We start from the raw sequence: 18,316 nt of genomic DNA, 5'->3' as shown, positions 1-18,316 counted from the left end.
GCCGGATGCGGCGTAAACGCCTTGTTCGGCCTACATTTTCTTCGCCTGTAGGCAGTCATTAAATGGTTCTGATTACGCGGCTGGCAATGTATCAGCCGCGATTCACCTGCACTCGCAACGAGGTTCATCTTATGTCGACTCGTATCCCTTCATCATCTTCATCCCGCCTGATGCTGACCATCGGGCTTTGTTTTTTGGTCGCTCTGATGGAAGGACTCGATCTTCAGGCGGCTGGCATTGCGGCGGGTGGCATCGCCCAGGCTTTCGCACTCGATAAAATGCAAATGGGCTGGATATTCAGCGCCGGAATACTCGGTTTGCTACCCGGCGCGTTGGTTGGCGGAATGCTGGCGGACCGTTATGGTCGCAAGCGCATTTTGATTGGCTCAGTTGCGCTGTTTGGTTTGTTCTCATTGGCAACGGCGATTGCCTGGGATTTCCCCTCACTGGTCTTTGCGCGACTGATGACCGGTGTCGGGCTGGGGGCGGCGTTGCCGAATCTGATCGCCCTGACGTCTGAAGCCGCGGGGCCACGTTTTCGTGGGACGGCAGTGAGCCTGATGTATTGCGGTGTCCCCATTGGCGCGGCGCTGGCGGCGACACTGGGTTTCGCGGGGGCAAACTTAGCATGGCAAACGGTGTTTTGGGTAGGTGGTGTGGTGCCGTTGATTCTGGTGCCGCTATTAATGCGCTGGCTGCCAGAGTCGGCGGTTTTCGCTGGCGAAAAACAGGCCGCGCCTCCACTGCGTGCGTTATTTGCGCCAGAAACGGCAACCGCGACGCTGCTGCTGTGGTTGTGTTATTTCTTCACTCTGCTGGTGGTCTACATGTTGATCAACTGGCTACCGCTGCTTTTGGTGGAGCAAGGATTCCAGCCATCGCAGGCGGCAGGGGTGATGTTTGCACTGCAAATGGGTGCGGCAAGCGGGACGTTAATGTTGGGCGCATTGATGGATAAGCTGCGTCCAGTAACCATGTCGCTACTGATTTATAGCGGCATGTTAGCTTCGCTGCTGGCGCTGGGAACGGTGTCGTCATTTAACGGTATGTTGCTGGCGGGATTCGTCGCGGGGTTGTTTGCGACAGGTGGGCAAAGCGTTTTGTATGCCCTGGCACCGTTGTTTTACAGTTCGCAGATCCGCGCAACAGGTGTGGGAACAGCCGTGGCGGTAGGGCGTCTGGGGGCTATGAGCGGTCCGTTACTGGCCGGGAAAATGCTGGCATTAGGCACTGGCACGGTTGGCGTAATGGCCGCTTCTGCGCCGGGTATTCTTGTTGCCGGCCTGGCAGTGTTTATTTTGATGAGCCGGAGATCACGAATGCAGCCGTGCGCCGATGCCTGACGCGCCTTATTAAGTAGGGGCGAAAGGGACTTGCCCCCAATACACCTACGGCGTTTACAGGTATACTCGCTAAAAATTATTCAGCGGGTTTGGAAACAAAGATGGCAAAACTTACCTTACAAGAGCAGTTGCTCAAAGCAGGATTAGTCACCAGCAAAAAAGCGGCGAAGGTCGAGAGAACGGCGAAAAAATCGCGCGTTCAGGCGCGTGAAGCTCGGGCGGCGGTAGAAGAAAATAAAAAGGCACAGCTTGAGCGTGATAAACAGCTTAGCGAGCAACAAAAACAAGCGGCGTTGGCGAAAGAATATAAAGCTCAGGTGAAGCAGCTCATTGAAATGAACCGAATCACCATTGCCAATGGCGATATTGGTTTTAACTTCACTGACGGCAATCTGATTAAGAAGATTTTTGTCGATAAGCTCACACAGGCGCAGTTGATTAATGGTCGTCTGGCGATTGCCCGCTTGTTGCTCGATAACAATAGCGAAGGTGAATACGCCATTATTCCCGCCAGCGTTGCCGATAAAATTGCTCAGCGTGATGCCAGCAGTATTGTGTTGCACAGCGCGCTCAGCGCCGAAGAGCAGGATGAAGACGATCCGTATGCCGACTTCAAAGTGCCTGATGATTTGATGTGGTAAACATAGATAAGTCGTGCGCAGATGCCTGATGCGACGCTGCCGCGTCTTATCATGCCTACAAATTCCCGCGCCATCCGGAGGCCGGATAAGGCGTTCACGCCGCATCCGGCAATCGTGCACTATTATTAACGCATATTCAGTTTATTGGCGTGGTAGGCAATATGCTCGCCAATAAAACTGGAGACAAAATAATAGCTGTGGTCGTAACCCTCGTGATAACGGATTAACGTCTTGATATTCATCGCCTGGCAGATCTTTTCAAGATTTGGAGTCCGCAGCTGTTCTGCGTAAAAATCATCACTCAACCCCTGATCAACCATGATTTCCGCAACGCGTTGACCTTGTGAAATAAGACTCACCGGGTCGTAATCCAACCAGGCTTCTTTATTTTCACCAAGATATGCGGTAAAGGCTTGCTGTCCCCACGGTACTTGCGATGGGGAGACAATGGGCGAAAACGCTGAGACGCTGACATATTCATCTGGGTTACGTAACGCCAGCACCAGCGCGCCCAGCCCGCCCATAGAATGACCTGAGATAGACTTTCTGGCCGTTGCCGGAAAATGTTGCATCACTAAATCCGGCAGCTCGTTGCGGATATAGTCATACATTTTGTAATGTTCATTCCACGGCGCTTGCGTTGCGTTCAGGTAAAACCCGGCACCTTGCCCGAGATCGTAACGGTCAGCATCTGCGACATGACTGCCTCGCGGACTGGTGTCTGGCGCAACAACAATAATGTTGTGCTCCGCCGCGTAACGCTGCATCCCCGATTTAGTAATGAAATTCTGCTCGTTGCAAGTCAGCCCTGAAAGCCAGTACAACACCGGCAATTTTTCACTTGCGGCTTTTGGTGGGAGATAGACGCCGACATTCATTTCACATTTCAGTGATTGGGAATAATGCCGATACACATTTTGCCAGCCGCCAAAGCTGGCATGTTTTTCAATGAGTTCCATCAGTCATTATCTCACGGTTAATCCCCCGGACGGCTGCCCGGGGAGAGTATTAAGAACCCCGTCTGAACTGGACGGGGTAAACCTGCGGGCAATCAGTAACGAATTACGGTTCGAATGGATTTGCCTTCATGCATCAGGTCGAAGGCGTCATTAATTTCATCCAGGCTCATGGTATGCGTGACAAACGGTTCCAGATCGATATCACCTTTCATCGCATCTTCAACCATACCCGGTAACTGGGAACGACCTTTCACGCCGCCAAACGCGGAACCTTTCCATACGCGACCAGTGACCAACTGGAATGGACGGGTGGAGATTTCCTGACCGGAACCCGCGACCCCGATGATCACCGACTGACCCCAGCCGCGGTGCGCACTTTCCAGCGCCGCACGCATCACGTTGACGTTACCGATGCATTCAAAGGTATGGTCGATACCCCATTTGTTGATATCCAGCAGGACATCTTTAATCGGTTTGTCGTAGTCATTCGGGTTAATACAGTCGGTAGCACCGAAGCGACGCGCCAGATCGAATTTCTTCGGGTTCGTATCAATAGCGATAATCCGTCCCGCTTTCGCCTGACGCGCGCCCTGAACAACTGCCAGACCAATCGCGCCAAGACCAAATACGGCAACAGAATCACCTGGCTGGACTTTAGCCGTGTTGTGTACCGCGCCAATACCGGTGGTCACGCCACAGCCCAGCAGGCAGACGTGTTCGTGGTTTGCTTCTGGATTAATTTTGGCCAGAGACACTTCCGCGACCACGGTGTATTCACTGAATGTAGAGCATCCCATGTAGTGATAAAGCGGTTGCCCGTTGTAAGAAAAACGGGTGGTGCCGTCTGGCATCAGGCCTTTACCCTGGGTTTCGCGAACCGCAACACAGAGGTTGGTTTTGCCGGAACGACAGAACTCACACTCGCCGCACTCTGCGGTGTAAAGCGGGATCACATGGTCGCCAGGTTTGACGCTGGTTACGCCTTCACCGACTTCAACCACAACGCCGGCCCCTTCGTGACCGAGAACTACCGGGAATACACCTTCCGGGTCATCGCCGGAGAGGGTAAATGCGTCGGTATGGCAAACGCCGGTATGGGTGACTTTAATCAGCACTTCACCTTTTTTCGGTGGTGCAACGTCAATTTCAACGATTTCCAGCGGTTTACCGGGAGCAAATGCAACGGCAGCACGTGATTTCATCTCTCGCTCTTCCTCAATATGGTAATAGATTCAGCTATTTAAGATAGGCACGAACCAGTTCAATAGTGTCGTCAACGGATTGGCTGACTTCGCGGCTGTAGCAGTCATTTCGGTCAAACGTTTCCCGGATATGGCTTTCAAGCACTTCTGCCATCAGCCCGTTAGCCGCGCCCCGAACGGCAGCGATCTGTTGGAGTATGGCACGGCATTCGGCATCACCCTCCAGCGACCGTTCCAGAGCATCAATCTGCCCCCGAATACGACGAACTCGAGTAAGGACCTTTTTCTTCTCTTCCGGAGTACTGGGCATTTCGCACCTCATCATCTGCACGCAATATACTATAGGGGGGTATGCTATATGTCAATGCATACCCCCCTATAGTATATAACACTGGAGAATAAAATTTATCCGGTGAATGTAGTCGGATAACAAAAAGTAAAGAGGGGCCTAATCGACAGGGAAGGCCGCCCCGGATAGCGGGCGGCAGAAGGAATCAGAATTTCCAGGTCAGATGGGCTGCAAGTTGCAGACCGTTATAATCATCGGTTGGGGTGTCGTACCACACTTTACCTGCCGTCAGCCCGAGATTAAGTTGCTCAGTCAGCGGTTGAATACGTTGCAAACTGACGCTCTTCATGCTGCCGTAGCGTGTTTCTGGCGTCCAGTCATAGGTGTAAGCACCTGTTCCGCGGCTTAGCCATAGTTGCGTATAACCAGTGCCGCGCGGGTCATTCAGACGCACGGAAATCATATTGCTGTAACTACCACCTGCATCGCTGGAGTCATAATGGGTATAGCGGTAGCTGGAGATCACCGGGCCAGTATAGAGTGATACGCCGCCTTGCCAGGCATCGACTTCGACATCATCGTAATATTTAGTGTAGCGATAACCGGTCGTGAAAAGCGTTTTTGGCAACAGTGCCAGGTTAATATCCTGACGAAAATCCTGGCGGGCAAAGACCGGCGTATTATCCGCAAAGGCAATACCCGTTCGGGTTGTCAGCCAGTTATTCCATTTATACCAGACCGCACCCTGACCGCGAGTGGCATTGAAATGTTCAGTTTCATAATCACGACGCCCCTGGGAAAGATTAAAAAGCAGCGTTGCGTTTTCAACTTTCGCCACCAGTTCAGCATACGCTAAATTACGGTTGCCATGATCACCAGAATAATCGGTAAAATCGTAGCCCGCGGTAATGGAAGTTAACCCGGCATAAGCGGGCAATGTGCTAAAAATTGCTGCCGCTAATAACGTCCGTTTTATCATTTTAATCTCCTGTACGGATAAGTTCTTGTCGGAGTGAATAAGTTCCGGGAGGTAAATTACGTTCTACAATCACGCGCGGGCCAAGTTGCGTGTTCGGGGAAATAATTCGCCCAGGCAAAATAATAACTTGTACGCCAAGGCGTGAACGCTGCCCGATATAACAACCTAATTTATCGCATTCGGTAGCGATAATTCCCTCTGGAGTTCGAACAGACACGGGCTGTTGATCCAGACGATGATTACTGGTACGTACTTGTGCGCCCAAATATGCCTGGTTTGCAACTACCGAGTCGGCGATAAAGCATTGCGGACCAATCGTTGCTTCCGCTTCAATAACCGCATTTTTAATTTCGGTGGCAAAACCAATTTTTACGCCATTGCTGATTATTGTGCCAGGACGAATAAACGCATAATTACCTATCAGGCAGTTTGCGCCAATCACTACCGGACCCTGAATAACGGCACCGTGACAAATACGGGTATTCGCGCCGATAACAACTTCACCTGCAGTTTCATCAATAATTACCTGGTCTGCAATCTGAATATTTTTCTCTTTAACATTAAGCTTCAGAAAGTTTTTCAGTTCCTGTGACAGAAGATTGGGAATAAGCGGTTGACGCTTCCACCAGTGCGGAATAGCGGGTGGGTTTGTCGCGCTGAGGTTCGCGTCCAGTAAAAAAGGCAATAAGTCCATAAATAATCCAGATGGCATAAGCTAATAATACATACACAACGGAAAGCGGTGCTAAAGGCACCAACAACCAGCAACGATGAAACCAGGCGCTAAAAGCACCAATAACACAAACTACGCCGACCCAGATAAGCGGAAACATTGCCAACACCACACCATGCGGCCCGGTGGTAATGAATTCATTAAACCAGGTAGTGAGATAAATCCCAACGCCATAAAGCACAACCAACAGCATAGGAAATATACTGAAGATACCGAAGCGGCTAAATAAAAGCCTTTTATGCAGGCGCATACAGACCGCGTAGCCCACAATCCAACGCCGCCAGCGACGCCACTCCTCACGCGGGCTGTTGCATTCCTGTGGGTATACGATGCAGCGATTCGCCTGCCGAATACGATAGCCGTTTGCCACCAATGTCCAGGTGAGATCAAGGTCTTCGACTTTAGTACGATCGGAGAAACCGAACTTACGCAATACATCAGTACGGAACATCCCGCAGGCACCGCTGATAATAAACGGTGCGCCGCCCAGGAGCTGCTGTAGCGTGCGCTTCATAACAATCATCGGCAACTTTACGGTCGCGCGGATGTGCGGTAACAGACCCGCGCCTTTCAACGCAGTAGAGGGAATGCCGCCTACGGCATCAGCACCGCGCTCTATTTCTGCCAGCATATAGCCCATTCCGTCTTGATCGGGCGGAACATAGGTGTCGGCATCACTTAAAAAAACCTGGTCGCAGGTGGCGTAATTGAGGCCATTCATCAGCGCACCACCTTTACCGGTATTTTTTTGCGTGACGGCAATAAAGCGGTCGCCCCATTTGCGTTTGACTTCCGCCATGACCGCTTCGGTATTGTCCGTGGAGCCGTCGTTAACGCAAATTACCCGGCAAAAATAAGGGTTACGCAGTAGATTATCCAGTGACTGTGCCAGACACGGGCCTTCGTTATACGCAGGTATAATGGCGTCAATACAACCTTTTTTTTGGCTGGGCTTACGCCTTAACGTACTCAGGAACCATAGCAATATTGCTACGGCCATACATATAAATATCCAGGTTTTCATGCAATTTGCTCAAAGAATCATTTTATGAATTACAAAGCCTTCACCCAGATCGCTATTGACCTGTTGCCCGCGAAATTGTGCAACTGCACGCAGGCGATCATGACGCATATAATCGCGTCGTTCCTGGCTTTTATGTTTTTTTAATGCAGCAAGTTTGACTGTGAAATATTCTTCTTTAACGGATTCAAAAACCTGAGGCATAAATGAAAGCCAGGTACTCGGGGTTTCGTAGCCGAGAATTTGTGGAATAGTGCGGCAGGCAACCATTGAAGCTTGATAAACAGCGAGATGATCCTGATGGCGGTCGGCATCATGCATGGTATATACCCGCATGATTTCAACATCAGAAGGAATTTGATTTTTAATGATATCTTCCAGGGCGGAAATCATATCATTGAGCTGTAAATGCGCGCGGGTGTCAGCAAAATTAAGATGAATAGTTTGGTGGCACCCTAATATCTTTAGGGCGTTGCGCGATTCTTCATGGCGATCGATTATTCCATCTGTGCCAGAGTTGCCGGTAGTCATCACCACGGCTGCGATATAAATTCCTTTTTGCGCAAGACGAGCAAGCGACGCGCCACAGCCCAATTCTATATCGTCAGGATGTGCGCCAATAGCAAGGATACCCTTTCTTTTATTTGCCGAAGAAAGGATGGCTGAATCTAAAACCTTATCCACTTAATGACACTCCATTTTATTTATTATACTACAAGCACAACGATGCCCGCAGAGACGTAATCTCTGGCACAGACAGATGCTAATTTTTAAGTGTTAAAAATTACTGATAGCTGAAAAATAAGGGGCTTTCAGGTACGGGGATACGACTGCGTAATCTTTTATGTAGTTCATATGTTAAGTGTTTGTGTGTTTGGTTTGTATAGTTATTTTGTTTTATATATTGTATTTAGATGTGATTTAGTTTGTCAATTAATTACATATTAAAAATATGTTCTAGGCACAAATATGGATTATATACATTATGTGAATGTATTATGTGGTTGATTGAGAATGATACAGTTATATATGCAATGTGAATATAATGATTTCATTATATGTATTGCTGTTAGTAAAATAAAAGACATTATGTTCTGCTTGTTTATGCATTAATAAAAATGAAGTGCAGTAACTTACTGAATTGTCAGAGTGGGTGTAATTGCATATTTAATCTTTCCTTTGCCGCTTTTTTGCTAAGAATAAAATCATCTGTGCGATAACGACTAATTCTTTTAATGAATGTTTTTATTCCTGAATACTGCTCCTATAACAAGACAGGGGAGCAGACAATCATGGCAATTTCATCGCGTAACACACTTCTTGCCGCACTGGCATTCATCGCTTTTCAGGCACAGGCGGTGAACGTCACCGTGGCCTATCAAACCTCCGCTGAACCGGCGAAAGTGGCTCAGGCTGATAACACCTTTGCTAAAGAGAGCGGGGCGACGGTGGACTGGCGTAAGTTTGACAGCGGAGCCAGCATCGTGCGGGCGCTGGCTTCAGGCGATGTCCAAATCGGTAACCTCGGTTCCAGCCCATTAGCGGTGGCAGCCAGCCAACAGGTGCCGATTGAAGTCTTCTTACTGGCGTCAAAACTGGGTAACTCCGAAGCGCTGGTGGTAAAGAAAACTATCAGCAAACCGGAAGATCTCATTGGCAAACGCATCGCCGTACCGTTTATCTCCACCACCCACTACAGCCTGCTGGCGGCGCTGAAACACTGGGGTATAAAACCCGGACAAGTGGAGATAGTGAACCTGCAGCCGCCCGCGATTATCGCCGCATGGCAACGGGGAGACATTGATGGTGCTTATGTCTGGGCACCGGCGGTTAACGCCCTGAAAAAAGACGGCAAGGTGCTGACCGATTCTGAACAGGTCGGGCAGTGGGGCGCGCCGACACTGGACGTCTGGGTGGTGCGCAAAGATTTTGCCGAGAAACATCCAGAGGTCGTGAAAGCGTTCGCTAAAAGCGCCATCGATGCTCAACAACCGTACATTGCTAATCCAGACGCGTGGCTGAAACAGCCGGAAAACATCAGCAAACTGGCACGTTTAAGCGGCGTACCTGAAGGTGACGTTCCGGGGCTGGTGAAGGGGAATACCTATCTGACGCCGCAGCAGCAAACGGCAGAACTGACCGGACCGGTGAACAAAGCGATCATCGACACCGCGCAGTTTTTGAAAGAGCAGGGCAAAGTCCCGGCTGTAGCGAATGATTACAGCCAGTACGTGACCTCGCGCTTCGTGCAATAAAAGGAGGCGCAGATGCTGCAAATCTCTCATCTTTACGCCGATTATGGCGGCAAACCGGCACTGGAAGATATCAACCTGACGCTGGAAAGCGGCGAGCTACTGGTGGTGCTGGGGCCGTCCGGCTGCGGTAAAACCACCCTGCTGAATCTGATTGCCGGTTTTGTGCCTTATCAGCATGGCAGCATTCAACTGGCGGGTAAGTGCATTGAGGGACCGGGCGCAGAGCGGGGCGTGGTTTTTCAGAATGAAGGGCTGCTACCGTGGCGTAATGTGGTAGACAACGTGGCGTTCGGCCTGCAACTGGCAGGTGTTGAGAAAATGCAGCGACTGGAAATCGCGCACCAGATGCTGAAAAAAGTGGGGCTGGAAGGGGCAGAAAAACGCTACATCTGGCAGCTTTCCGGCGGTCAACGTCAGCGGGTGGGGATTGCCCGCGCGCTGGCGGCAAATCCCCAGCTGTTATTACTCGATGAACCGTTTGGTGCGCTGGACGCCTTCACCCGCGACCAGATGCAAACCCTGCTGCTGAAACTCTGGCAGGAGACGGGCAAGCAGGTGCTGTTGATTACCCACGATATAGAAGAAGCGGTGTTTATGGCAACCGAACTGGTTCTGCTTTCACCCGGCCCTGGCCGTGTGCTGGAGCGGCTGCCGCTCAACTTCGCCCGCCGCTTTGTTGCCGGGGAACCGAGCCGCAGCATCAAGTCCGATCCACAATTCATCGCCATGCGCGAATATGTTTTAAGCCGCGTATTTGAGCAACGGGAGGCGTTCTCATGAGTGTGCTTATTAATGAAAAACTGCATTCGCATCGGCTGAAATGGCGCTGGCCGCTCTCGCGTCAGGTGACCTTAAGCATTGGCACGTTAGCGGTTTTACTCACTGTATGGTGGGCAGTGGCGGCGCTGCAACTGATTAGCCCGCTGTTTTTACCGCCGCCGCAACAGGTACTGGCAAAACTGCTTACTATTGCCGGACCTCAAGGATTTATGGACGCCACCTTGTGGCAGCATCTGGCAGCCAGCCTGACGCGCATTGTGCTGGCGCTACTTGCGGCGGTGTTGATCGGCATTCCGGTCGGGATCGCCATGGGACTAAGCCCGACGGTGCGCGGAATTCTGGATCCGATAATCGAGCTTTATCGTCCGGTGCCGCCGCTGGCGTATTTGCCGCTGATGGTGATCTGGTTTGGTATTGGTGAAACCTCGAAGATCTTACTGATCTATTTAGCGATTTTTGCACCGGTGGCGATGTCGGCGCTGGCAGGGGTGAAAAGCGCGCAGCAGGTTCGCATTCGTGCCGCCCAGTCGCTGGGTGCCAGCCGTGCGCAGGTGCTGTGGTTTGTCATTTTGCCCGGCGCGCTGCCGGAAATCCTCACCGGATTACGCATTGGTCTGGGTGTGGGCTGGTCTACGCTGGTAGCGGCGGAGCTGATTGCCGCGACGCGCGGTTTAGGATTTATGGTTCAGTCAGCGGGTGAATTTCTCGCGACTGACGTGGTGCTGGCGGGGATCGCGGTGATTGCGATTATCGCCTTTCTTTTAGAACTGGGTCTGCGCGCGCTACAGCGCCGCCTGACGCCCTGGCATGGAGAAGTACAATGAGTGAACGTCTGAGCATTACCCCGCTGGGGCCGTATATTGGCGCACAAATTACGGGTGCCGACCTGACGCGCCCGTTAAGTGATAACCAGTTTGAACAGCTTTACCATGCGGTACTGCGTCATCAGGTGGTGTTTCTGCGTGAACAGGCCATTACGCCGCAGCAGCAACGCGCGCTGGCCCAACGTTTTGGCGAACTGCATATTCATCCTGTTTACCCTCATGCTGAAGGGGTTGACGAGATCATCGTCCTGGATACCCATAACGATAATCCGCCGGATAACGACAACTGGCATACCGATGTGACATTTATTGAAACGCCACCCGCAGGGGCGATTCTGGCGGCAAAAGAGTTACCCTCGACCGGCGGCGATACGCTCTGGACCAGCGGTATTGCGGCCTATGAGGCGCTCTCTGTTCCCTTCCGCCAACTGCTGAGCGGGCTGCGTGCGGAGCATGATTTCCGTAAATCGTTCCTGGAATACAAATACCGCAAAACCGAGGAGGAGCATCAACGCTGGCGCGAGGCGGTCGCGAAAAATCCGCCGTTGCTACATCCGGTGGTGCGAACGCATCCGGTGAGCGGTAAACAGGCGCTGTTTGTGAATGAAGGCTTTACCACGCGAATTGTTGATGTCAGCGAGAAAGAGAGCGAAGCCTTGCTGGGCTTTTTATTTGCCCACATCACCAAACCGGAGTTTCAGGTGCGCTGGCGCTGGCAACCAAATGATATTGCGATTTGGGATAACCGCGTAACCCAGCACTATGCCAATGCGGATTACCTGCCACAGCGGCGGATTATGCATCGGGCGACGATCCTTGGGGATAAACCGTTTTATCGGGCGGGGTAAGGGGGAAATGCCGGGTTGGATAACCCGGCATAATGATCATTAACGCAGAATCTTCTTCTCAGCCAAATCCAGCGCAAAGTAGCTGAAAATCAGATCCGCACCCGCACGCTTAATCGAACCTAAGCTTTCGAGCACGACTTTCTCTTCATCTATAGAACCCGCCAGCGCGGCGAACTTAATCATCGCATACTCACCGCTCACCTGATACGCGCCAATCGGCAATTCAGTACGTTCACGCAGCTCACGCACGATGTCGAGGTACGCTCCAGCAGGTTTAACCATCAGGCAGTCTGCGCCCTGGGCTTCATCCAGCAGTGATTCACGAATCGCCTCGCGACGGTTCATTGGGTTCATCTGATAGCTTTTGCGGTCGCCTTTTAATGCGCTTCCGGCAGCTTCACGGAACGGACCATAAAAGGAAGAGGCGAACTTGGTCGAATACGACATAATCGCCGTATCTTTAAAGCCCGCAGCGTCCAGCGCCTGACGAATCGCCTGTACCTGGCCGTCCATCGCGGCGGAAGGGGCGATGAAGTCTGCACCTGCAGCAGCTGCAACCACGGCTTGCTTGCCTAAATTTGCCAGAGTCGCGTCGTTGTCGACGCCATGCTCGCACAGCACACCGCAGTGACCGTGAGAAGTGTATTCACAAAAGCAGGTGTCTGACATAACGATCATTTCTGGCACAGTCTGCTTGCAGATGCGCGACATCCGCGCCACCAGTCCATCTTCCCGCCAGGCATCGCTGCCGGTTTCATCGGTATGGTGGGAAATGCCGAAAGTCATCACGGAACGAATACCGGCGTTGGCGATGCGTTCAATTTCGCGTGCCAGATGTTTCTCTGGAATGCGCATCACGCCTGGCATGGCTTCAACGGCTTTGTAGCCGTCAATTTCTTCTTCAACAAAGATCGGCAACACCAGGTCGTTAAGGCTAAGTGTTGTCTCTTCAAACATAGCGCGCAGCGCAGGAGATTTGCGCAGGCGACGAGGGCGTTGGATTAAGTCTGTCATGGTCTGCCTGATGTTTGTGGAATCGAGGGGCATAGTATACCTGAAGCAGGGTGGGGATGTTTTACGAAAGTTGTCGCGATGTTGACAAGAAGAGAATGGAAGAGAGGCCAGGACATCTTTGTAATAGAAATAGCAATAATTTCATATTCACTGAAAATATTTTTAATTTTTATTTATAGCCATAGATTATTGTTTTTGGGGATTTGGTGACGTTTTCAAAAAGTGAATAACTTAAAGTTCATTGCTTATTGATACATTATTTGTCTGTTTTAGTTGTTTTATATTTTCATGGTCTATGTTTTAAAATTAACGCTTTCATTAACGTATTGAAATATTGTGTTTTTGTTATTTCTTTCTGTGTGTGTGTTCACGTGCTTTATATATGTCCGCAATCGGACTTAGGGGAAAGAATAATTGAACCATTCCTCTATAACGCCGCATAATCGTCAACGCGAAACATAATATGTTTTCTATGCATTGATAATTGATGGATCAACTTATTACGTCCCTGAGGAGGGATGACAAATGCACTCCTGGAAAAAGAAACTTGTAGTATCACAATTAGCATTGGCTTGCACTCTGGCTATCACCTCTCAGGCTAATGCAGCGACCAACGATATTTCTGGTCAAACTTACAATACTTTCCATCACTACAACGACGCCACCTATGCTGATGACGTTTACTATGATGGTTATGTAGGCTGGAATAACTATGCCGCTGATAGTTATTACAACGGCGATATCTATCCGGTCATTAATAACGCTACCGTTAACGGCGTGATTTCTACCTACTATCTGGATGACGGTATTTCTACTAATACCAACGCCAATAGCCTGACAATCAAAAACAGCACTATTCACGGCATGATTTATTCCGAGTGCATGACAACTGATTGTGCTGATCGTGCGAATGACTACTACCATGATCGTCTGGCGCTGACCGTTGATAATTCAACGATCGATGACAACTACGAACACTACACATATAACGGCACCTACAATAATGCCGCTGACACTCATGTTGTAAATGTATTTAACATTGGTACTGCCATCACTCTGGATCAGGAAGTTGATCTGTCCATCTCTAATAACTCTCATGTAGCAGGTATTACGCTGACTCAGGGTTATGAGTGGGAAGATATCGACGACAACACTGTCAGCACTGGTGTAAACAGCAGCGAAGTGTTTAATAACACCATCACTGTTAAAGATTCAACCGTGACCTCTGGTTCATGGACTGATGAAGGTACAACTGGTTGGTTCGGTAATACAGGTAATGCCAGCGATTACAATGGTAAAGGTTGGAACGCTGACGATATCGCATTAGCTGTTATTGCACATCCTGCTGCTGATAACGCCATGCAAACCACTGCAACATTCGATAATTCCACACTGATGGGCGATGTATTCTTCTCAAGTAACTTTGATGAGAACTTCTTCCCGCATGGTCGTGATAGCTATCGTGATGCTGACGGTGATGTAGATACTAACGGTTGGGATGGTACTGATCGCCTGGATCTGACCCTGAACAATGGCAGCAAGTGGGTCGGTGCGGCAATGTCTGCGCATCAGATTGGTGTTGATACTGATGACGATGGTGTAAATGACTCCTATACATATGGAATCAATACTGAAGCCACTGCAACTCTGATCGACATCGCAGCTAACAGCCTGTGGCCTTCATCAACTGTTGGTGTAGAAAACAGCGACTCTGAATACAGCGAATTTGATCACATCATCGGTAACGAAGTTTACCAGAGCGGTCTGTTCAATGTGACCCTGAACACCGGTTCACAGTGGGATACCACCAAAACTTCTCTGATTGATACTCTGAGCATCAACAGTGGTTCAACGGTTAATGTTGCTGATTCAACGCTGATTTCTGACTCTATCTCTCTGACAGGTCTTTCTGCGCTGAACATCAACGAAGATGGTCATGTTGCAACTGATTCACTGACTGTCGACAACAGTACCGTAACCATTTCTGATGAAGTTTCTGCTGGTTGGGCTGTAGGTGATGCTGCTCTGTATGCCAACAACATCAAAGTGACTAACGACGGTATTCTGAATGTCGGTAACACTGCGGCGAATGCTCTGCAGGTTGATACTCTGAACCTGACCAGCACTACTGATACCAGTGGTAACATTCACGCTGGTGTGTTCAACATCGAAAGCAACCGCTTCGTACTTGATGCCGACCTGACCAACGACCGTACCAACGATACTACCAAGTCAAACTACGGTTATGGTTTAATCGCAATGAACTCTGATGGTCACCTGACCATTAACGGTAACGGCGATAACGACAACACTGCTTCTATCGAAGCTGGTCAGAACGAAGTTGATAACAACGGTGACCATGTTGCAGCTGCAACCGGTAACTACAAAGTTCGTATCGACAACGCTACTGGTGCTGGTTCTATCGCTGACTACAACGGTAACGAACTGATCTACGTTAACGACAAAAACAGCAACGCGACCTTCTCTGCTGCTAACAAAGCTGACCTGGGTGCATACACCTATCAGGCTGAGCAGCGTGGTAACACCGTTGTTCTGCAACAGATGGAGCTGACCGACTACGCTAACATGGCGCTGAGCATCCCGTCTGCGAACACCAATATCTGGAACCTGGAACAAGACACCGTTGGTACTCGTCTGACCAACTCTCGTCATGGCCTGGCTGATAACGGCGGCGCATGGGTAAGCTACTTCGGTGGTAACTTCAACGGCGACAACGGCACCATCAACTATGATCAGGATGTTAACGGCATCATGGTCGGTGTTGATACCAAAATTGACGGTAACAACGCTAAGTGGATCGTCGGTGCGGCTGCAGGTTTCGCTAAAGGTGACATGAATGACCGTTCTGGTCAGGTGGATCAAGACAGCCAGACTGCCTACATCTACTCTTCTGCTCACTTCGCGAACAACGTCTTTGTTGATGGTAGCTTGAGCTACTCTCACTTCAACAACGACCTGTCTGCAACCATGAGCAACGGTACTTATGTTGACGGTAGCACCAATTCCGACGCTTGGGGCTTCGGTTTGAAAGCCGGTTACGACTTCAAACTGGGTGATGCAGGTTACGTGACTCCTTACGGCAGCGTTTCTGGTCTGTTCCAGTCTGGTGATGACTACCAGCTGAGCAACGACATGAAAGTTGACGGTCAGTCTTACGACAGCATGCGTTATGAACTGGGTGTAGATGCAGGTTATACCTTCACCTACAGCGAAGACCAGGCTCTGACTCCGTACTTCAAACTGGCTTACGTCTACGACGACTCTAACAACGATAACGATGTGAACGGTGATTCCATCGATAACGGTACTGAAGGGTCTGCGGTACGTGTTGGTCTGGGTACTCAGTTCAGCTTCACCAAGAACTTCAGCGCCTATACCGATGCTAACTACCTCGGTGGTGGTGACGTAGATCAAGACTGGTCCGCGAACGTGGGTGTTAAATATACCTGGTAATATTCTTCACTCTGAAGAAATAGGTTATTTAATCTAAATAATGCCCGTCAAGGATTTGACGGGCATTACTGCAAAGGACGCGCAAATGTTATCTGTAGTTAAACCTCTTCAGGAATTTGGTAAGCTCGATAAATGTTTGTCCAGATACGGTACGCGCTTCGAGTTTAATAATGAAAAGCAAGTTATATTTTCCAGTGATGTCAATAGCGAAGATACTTTCGTTATTTTAGAGGGCGTTATCTCTCTGCGTAGAGAAGAAAACGTACTTATCGGTATTACCCAGGCTCCTTATATTATGGGACTGGCTGATGGTTTAATGAAAAACGATATACCATACAAATTAATATCAGAAGGAAATTGTACGGGATATCATCTACCAGCCAAACAAACCATTACCCTTATTGAACAAAATCAACTCTGGCGAGATGCTTTTTACTGGTTAGCCTGGCAAAATAGAATTCTGGAATTACGCGACGTGCAGCTCATTGGGCATAATTCCTACGAACAAATCCGCGCGACGTTATTATCAATGATTGACTGGAATGAAGAATTGCGATCACGTATTGGGGTGATGAATTATATCCATCAACGTACACGCATATCGCGTTCTGTCGTCGCAGAAGTTCTCGCTGCTTTGCGTAAAGGCGGCTATATCGAAATGAATAAAGGCAAACTGGTCGCTATCAACCGTTTGCCTTCAGAGTATTAATCAGGATGCGGGGATAACCAACGGTTTATTCCCGCTTAGCTCGGTCACCAGGTCATTGATGCCATCGCTCATATTTTTAAAGCGCGTCAACGGCGAACGAGTGACCACCACAAACGCGCCAATATTCTTCTGCGGGATCATCGCCATATAGGTAATGAAACCGCCACCACCACCTGTCTTCTGAATAATCCCCGGACGACCCTCTTTCGGGGCCATATATACCCAGCCTAAACCAAGCGCATCCGCTTTGCCGGGGACATCCATGCCAATCACTTTCGTAAACTGCGCGCGCTGATAAATCAACGTCTGCATGCGATCAGCCTGGTTACTGCGCTGATAAAAATCGGATGACAAATACTGCTGCATCCAGCGCATCATATCGCCAGGCGTGGAATAGACGCCGCCGCTGCCAATTGCCGCCAGCGTGTTATTGCACGGACTGGCACCGCGCTCAGCAACCATTAAACGGCGGCACTGATCCGGTGAGGGAGTGTAGGTGGTGTCTTTCATCCCCAATGGACGGGTAATCTGCTCTTCAAACAACTGGGTATAAGGCTTGCTGGACGCATTCGCCAGTGCATCTGCCAGCAGGTCGAACGCAAGGTTAGAGTACGCCGCCTGACTGCCTGGCGCGGCTTTCAGCTTCGCCGTAGAAAGGTATTTCCAGCGTTGCTCGCGCGTTGGCCAGACAAATACCGGACGATGTGCCGCGCCACCGGGCTGTTCACGGGGCAGGGCGCTGGTATGGGTTGCCAGATTCACCAGCGTAATGGGCGTCCCATTGTAAGTCGGTACGCGTGCGCCTGGCGGAGCATATTTACTTAGCGGATCGTTTAACTTCACGGTCCCCTGGTCGAGCAATTTCACCAGCATCTCACTGGTCATTAGCTTGGTGAGGGAAGCAATACGTATGACCGAATCCAGCTGCGGGCGAACGTTATTACCAGGTCGCGTTTCGCCATAACTGCGAAAGACGCGCTGGTTACCGTCGATAACAACCAGCGCCATCCCCGTGGCACCGCTGCCGTAAAAAATATGATCGGCATAACGATCGACAATATCAGAGGCGAACTCCGGTTCAGTGATCGGCTGCGCCGCATGGACGGAGGTCAATGACGCCGCACACAGCACGGCAGAAAAAAGCAGACAACGTTTCAACGGTGGTGTCCATAGATTGAATGAAGGTAACTGAGCGTATTTATACTACTCATTGATGGATTGCAAAGGGCGAATTAGTGCAATAAT

17 protein-coding genes are annotated in these 18,316 nt (G+C 50.0%); 8 read left to right on the top strand and 9 right to left on the bottom strand.

Annotated features, from left to right (window positions below):
- Positions 1–131: 131 nt before the first annotated feature.
- Both mhpT and ACJHXB_RS07580 read left to right on the top strand, forming a co-directional pair.
- Positions 132–1,343 (top strand): 3-(3-hydroxy-phenyl)propionate transporter MhpT, encoded by a 1,212-nt coding sequence (gene mhpT, locus ACJHXB_RS07585; protein ID WP_001605095.1) that lies wholly within the window; start codon positions 132–134, stop codon positions 1,341–1,343.
- A 101-nt stretch (positions 1,344–1,444) separates the two neighbouring features.
- Entirely contained in the window at positions 1,445–1,984 is a 540-nt protein-coding gene (locus ACJHXB_RS07580) for a DUF2058 domain-containing protein (protein WP_001096703.1), read from the top strand.
- Between the two features lie 125 nt (positions 1,985–2,109).
- Here ACJHXB_RS07580 and fghA read toward each other — a convergent pair whose 3' ends face one another.
- The 7 genes from fghA to ACJHXB_RS07545 form a co-directional block, all read right to left on the bottom strand.
- On the bottom strand, positions 2,110–2,943 hold the full coding sequence (gene fghA / locus ACJHXB_RS07575) for an S-formylglutathione hydrolase (protein WP_000419063.1): 834 nt from the start codon (positions 2,941–2,943) through the stop codon (positions 2,110–2,112).
- Between the two features lie 92 nt (positions 2,944–3,035).
- Positions 3,036–4,145 (bottom strand): S-(hydroxymethyl)glutathione dehydrogenase, encoded by a 1,110-nt coding sequence (gene frmA / locus ACJHXB_RS07570; RefSeq protein ID WP_000842102.1) that lies wholly within the window; start codon positions 4,143–4,145, stop codon positions 3,036–3,038.
- A 34-nt stretch (positions 4,146–4,179) separates the two neighbouring features.
- Complete coding sequence (gene frmR / locus ACJHXB_RS07565) at positions 4,180–4,455, bottom strand: formaldehyde-responsive transcriptional repressor FrmR (RefSeq protein WP_001141271.1); 276 nt, start codon at positions 4,453–4,455, stop codon at positions 4,180–4,182.
- Positions 4,456–4,639: 184 nt separating this feature from the next.
- Positions 4,640–5,413, bottom strand: a complete 774-nt coding sequence (locus tag ACJHXB_RS07560) for a YaiO family outer membrane beta-barrel protein (protein WP_000596108.1) — start codon at positions 5,411–5,413, stop codon at positions 4,640–4,642.
- 1 nt (position 5,414) lies between these two features.
- Positions 5,415–5,996: an acetyltransferase gene (locus ACJHXB_RS07555; RefSeq protein ID WP_072146524.1), complete on the bottom strand. Its 582-nt coding sequence runs from the start codon at positions 5,994–5,996 to the stop codon at positions 5,415–5,417.
- Positions 5,974–7,170: a glycosyltransferase gene (locus ACJHXB_RS07550; protein WP_001605096.1), complete on the bottom strand. Its 1,197-nt coding sequence runs from the start codon at positions 7,168–7,170 to the stop codon at positions 5,974–5,976. Before ACJHXB_RS07550 ends, ACJHXB_RS07555 begins: the two co-directional genes overlap by 23 nt.
- A gap of 9 nt (positions 7,171–7,179) precedes the next feature.
- On the bottom strand, positions 7,180–7,851 hold the full coding sequence (locus ACJHXB_RS07545) for a PIG-L deacetylase family protein (RefSeq protein WP_000362012.1): 672 nt from the start codon (positions 7,849–7,851) through the stop codon (positions 7,180–7,182).
- A 608-nt stretch (positions 7,852–8,459) separates the two neighbouring features.
- On the opposite strand from ACJHXB_RS07545, the gene tauA reads away from it, so the two are divergent.
- The 4 genes from tauA to tauD are packed head-to-tail and all read left to right on the top strand — an operon-like array spanning position 8,460 to position 11,874.
- On the top strand, positions 8,460–9,422 hold the full coding sequence (gene tauA / locus ACJHXB_RS07540) for a taurine ABC transporter substrate-binding protein (RefSeq protein WP_001469425.1): 963 nt from the start codon (positions 8,460–8,462) through the stop codon (positions 9,420–9,422).
- 12 nt (positions 9,423–9,434) lie between these two features.
- Entirely contained in the window at positions 9,435–10,202 is a 768-nt protein-coding gene (gene tauB / locus ACJHXB_RS07535) for a taurine ABC transporter ATP-binding subunit (protein WP_000939354.1), read from the top strand.
- Positions 10,199–11,026: a taurine ABC transporter permease TauC gene (gene tauC / locus ACJHXB_RS07530; protein WP_000114581.1), complete on the top strand. Its 828-nt coding sequence runs from the start codon at positions 10,199–10,201 to the stop codon at positions 11,024–11,026. Before tauB ends, tauC begins: the two co-directional genes overlap by 4 nt.
- Entirely contained in the window at positions 11,023–11,874 is an 852-nt protein-coding gene (gene tauD / locus ACJHXB_RS07525) for a taurine dioxygenase (RefSeq protein ID WP_000004073.1), read from the top strand. Before tauC ends, tauD begins: the two co-directional genes overlap by 4 nt.
- Positions 11,875–11,913: 39 nt before the next feature.
- Here tauD and hemB read toward each other — a convergent pair whose 3' ends face one another.
- Complete coding sequence (gene hemB / locus ACJHXB_RS07520) at positions 11,914–12,888, bottom strand: porphobilinogen synthase (protein WP_001366503.1); 975 nt, start codon at positions 12,886–12,888, stop codon at positions 11,914–11,916.
- Positions 12,889–13,413: 525 nt separating this feature from the next.
- On the opposite strand from hemB, the gene ehaB reads away from it, so the two are divergent.
- On the top strand, positions 13,414–16,362 hold the full coding sequence (ehaB, locus tag ACJHXB_RS07515; RefSeq protein ID WP_000556477.1) for an autotransporter adhesin EhaB: 2,949 nt from the start codon (positions 13,414–13,416) through the stop codon (positions 16,360–16,362).
- An 85-nt stretch (positions 16,363–16,447) separates the two neighbouring features.
- Positions 16,448–17,071 (top strand): hydrogen peroxide resistance inhibitor IprA, encoded by a 624-nt coding sequence (iprA, locus tag ACJHXB_RS07510; RefSeq protein ID WP_001295817.1) that lies wholly within the window; start codon positions 16,448–16,450, stop codon positions 17,069–17,071.
- Here the strand turns inward: iprA and ampH are convergent, their stop codons facing one another.
- Positions 17,072–18,229, bottom strand: coding sequence for a D-alanyl-D-alanine-carboxypeptidase/endopeptidase AmpH (ampH, locus tag ACJHXB_RS07505; protein ID WP_410233479.1), 1,158 nt, complete (start codon positions 18,227–18,229; stop codon positions 17,072–17,074). It lies immediately after the preceding gene.
- Between the last annotated feature and the right edge of the window lie 87 nt (positions 18,230–18,316).

It is taken from the genome of Escherichia sp. WS3227_2, from assembly GCF_046486495.1.
GTDB lineage: Bacteria > Pseudomonadota > Gammaproteobacteria > Enterobacterales > Enterobacteriaceae > Escherichia > Escherichia coli.
The sequence above is the reverse complement of the archived record's forward strand: the minus strand, read 5'-3'. Positions and strand labels throughout refer to the sequence as shown.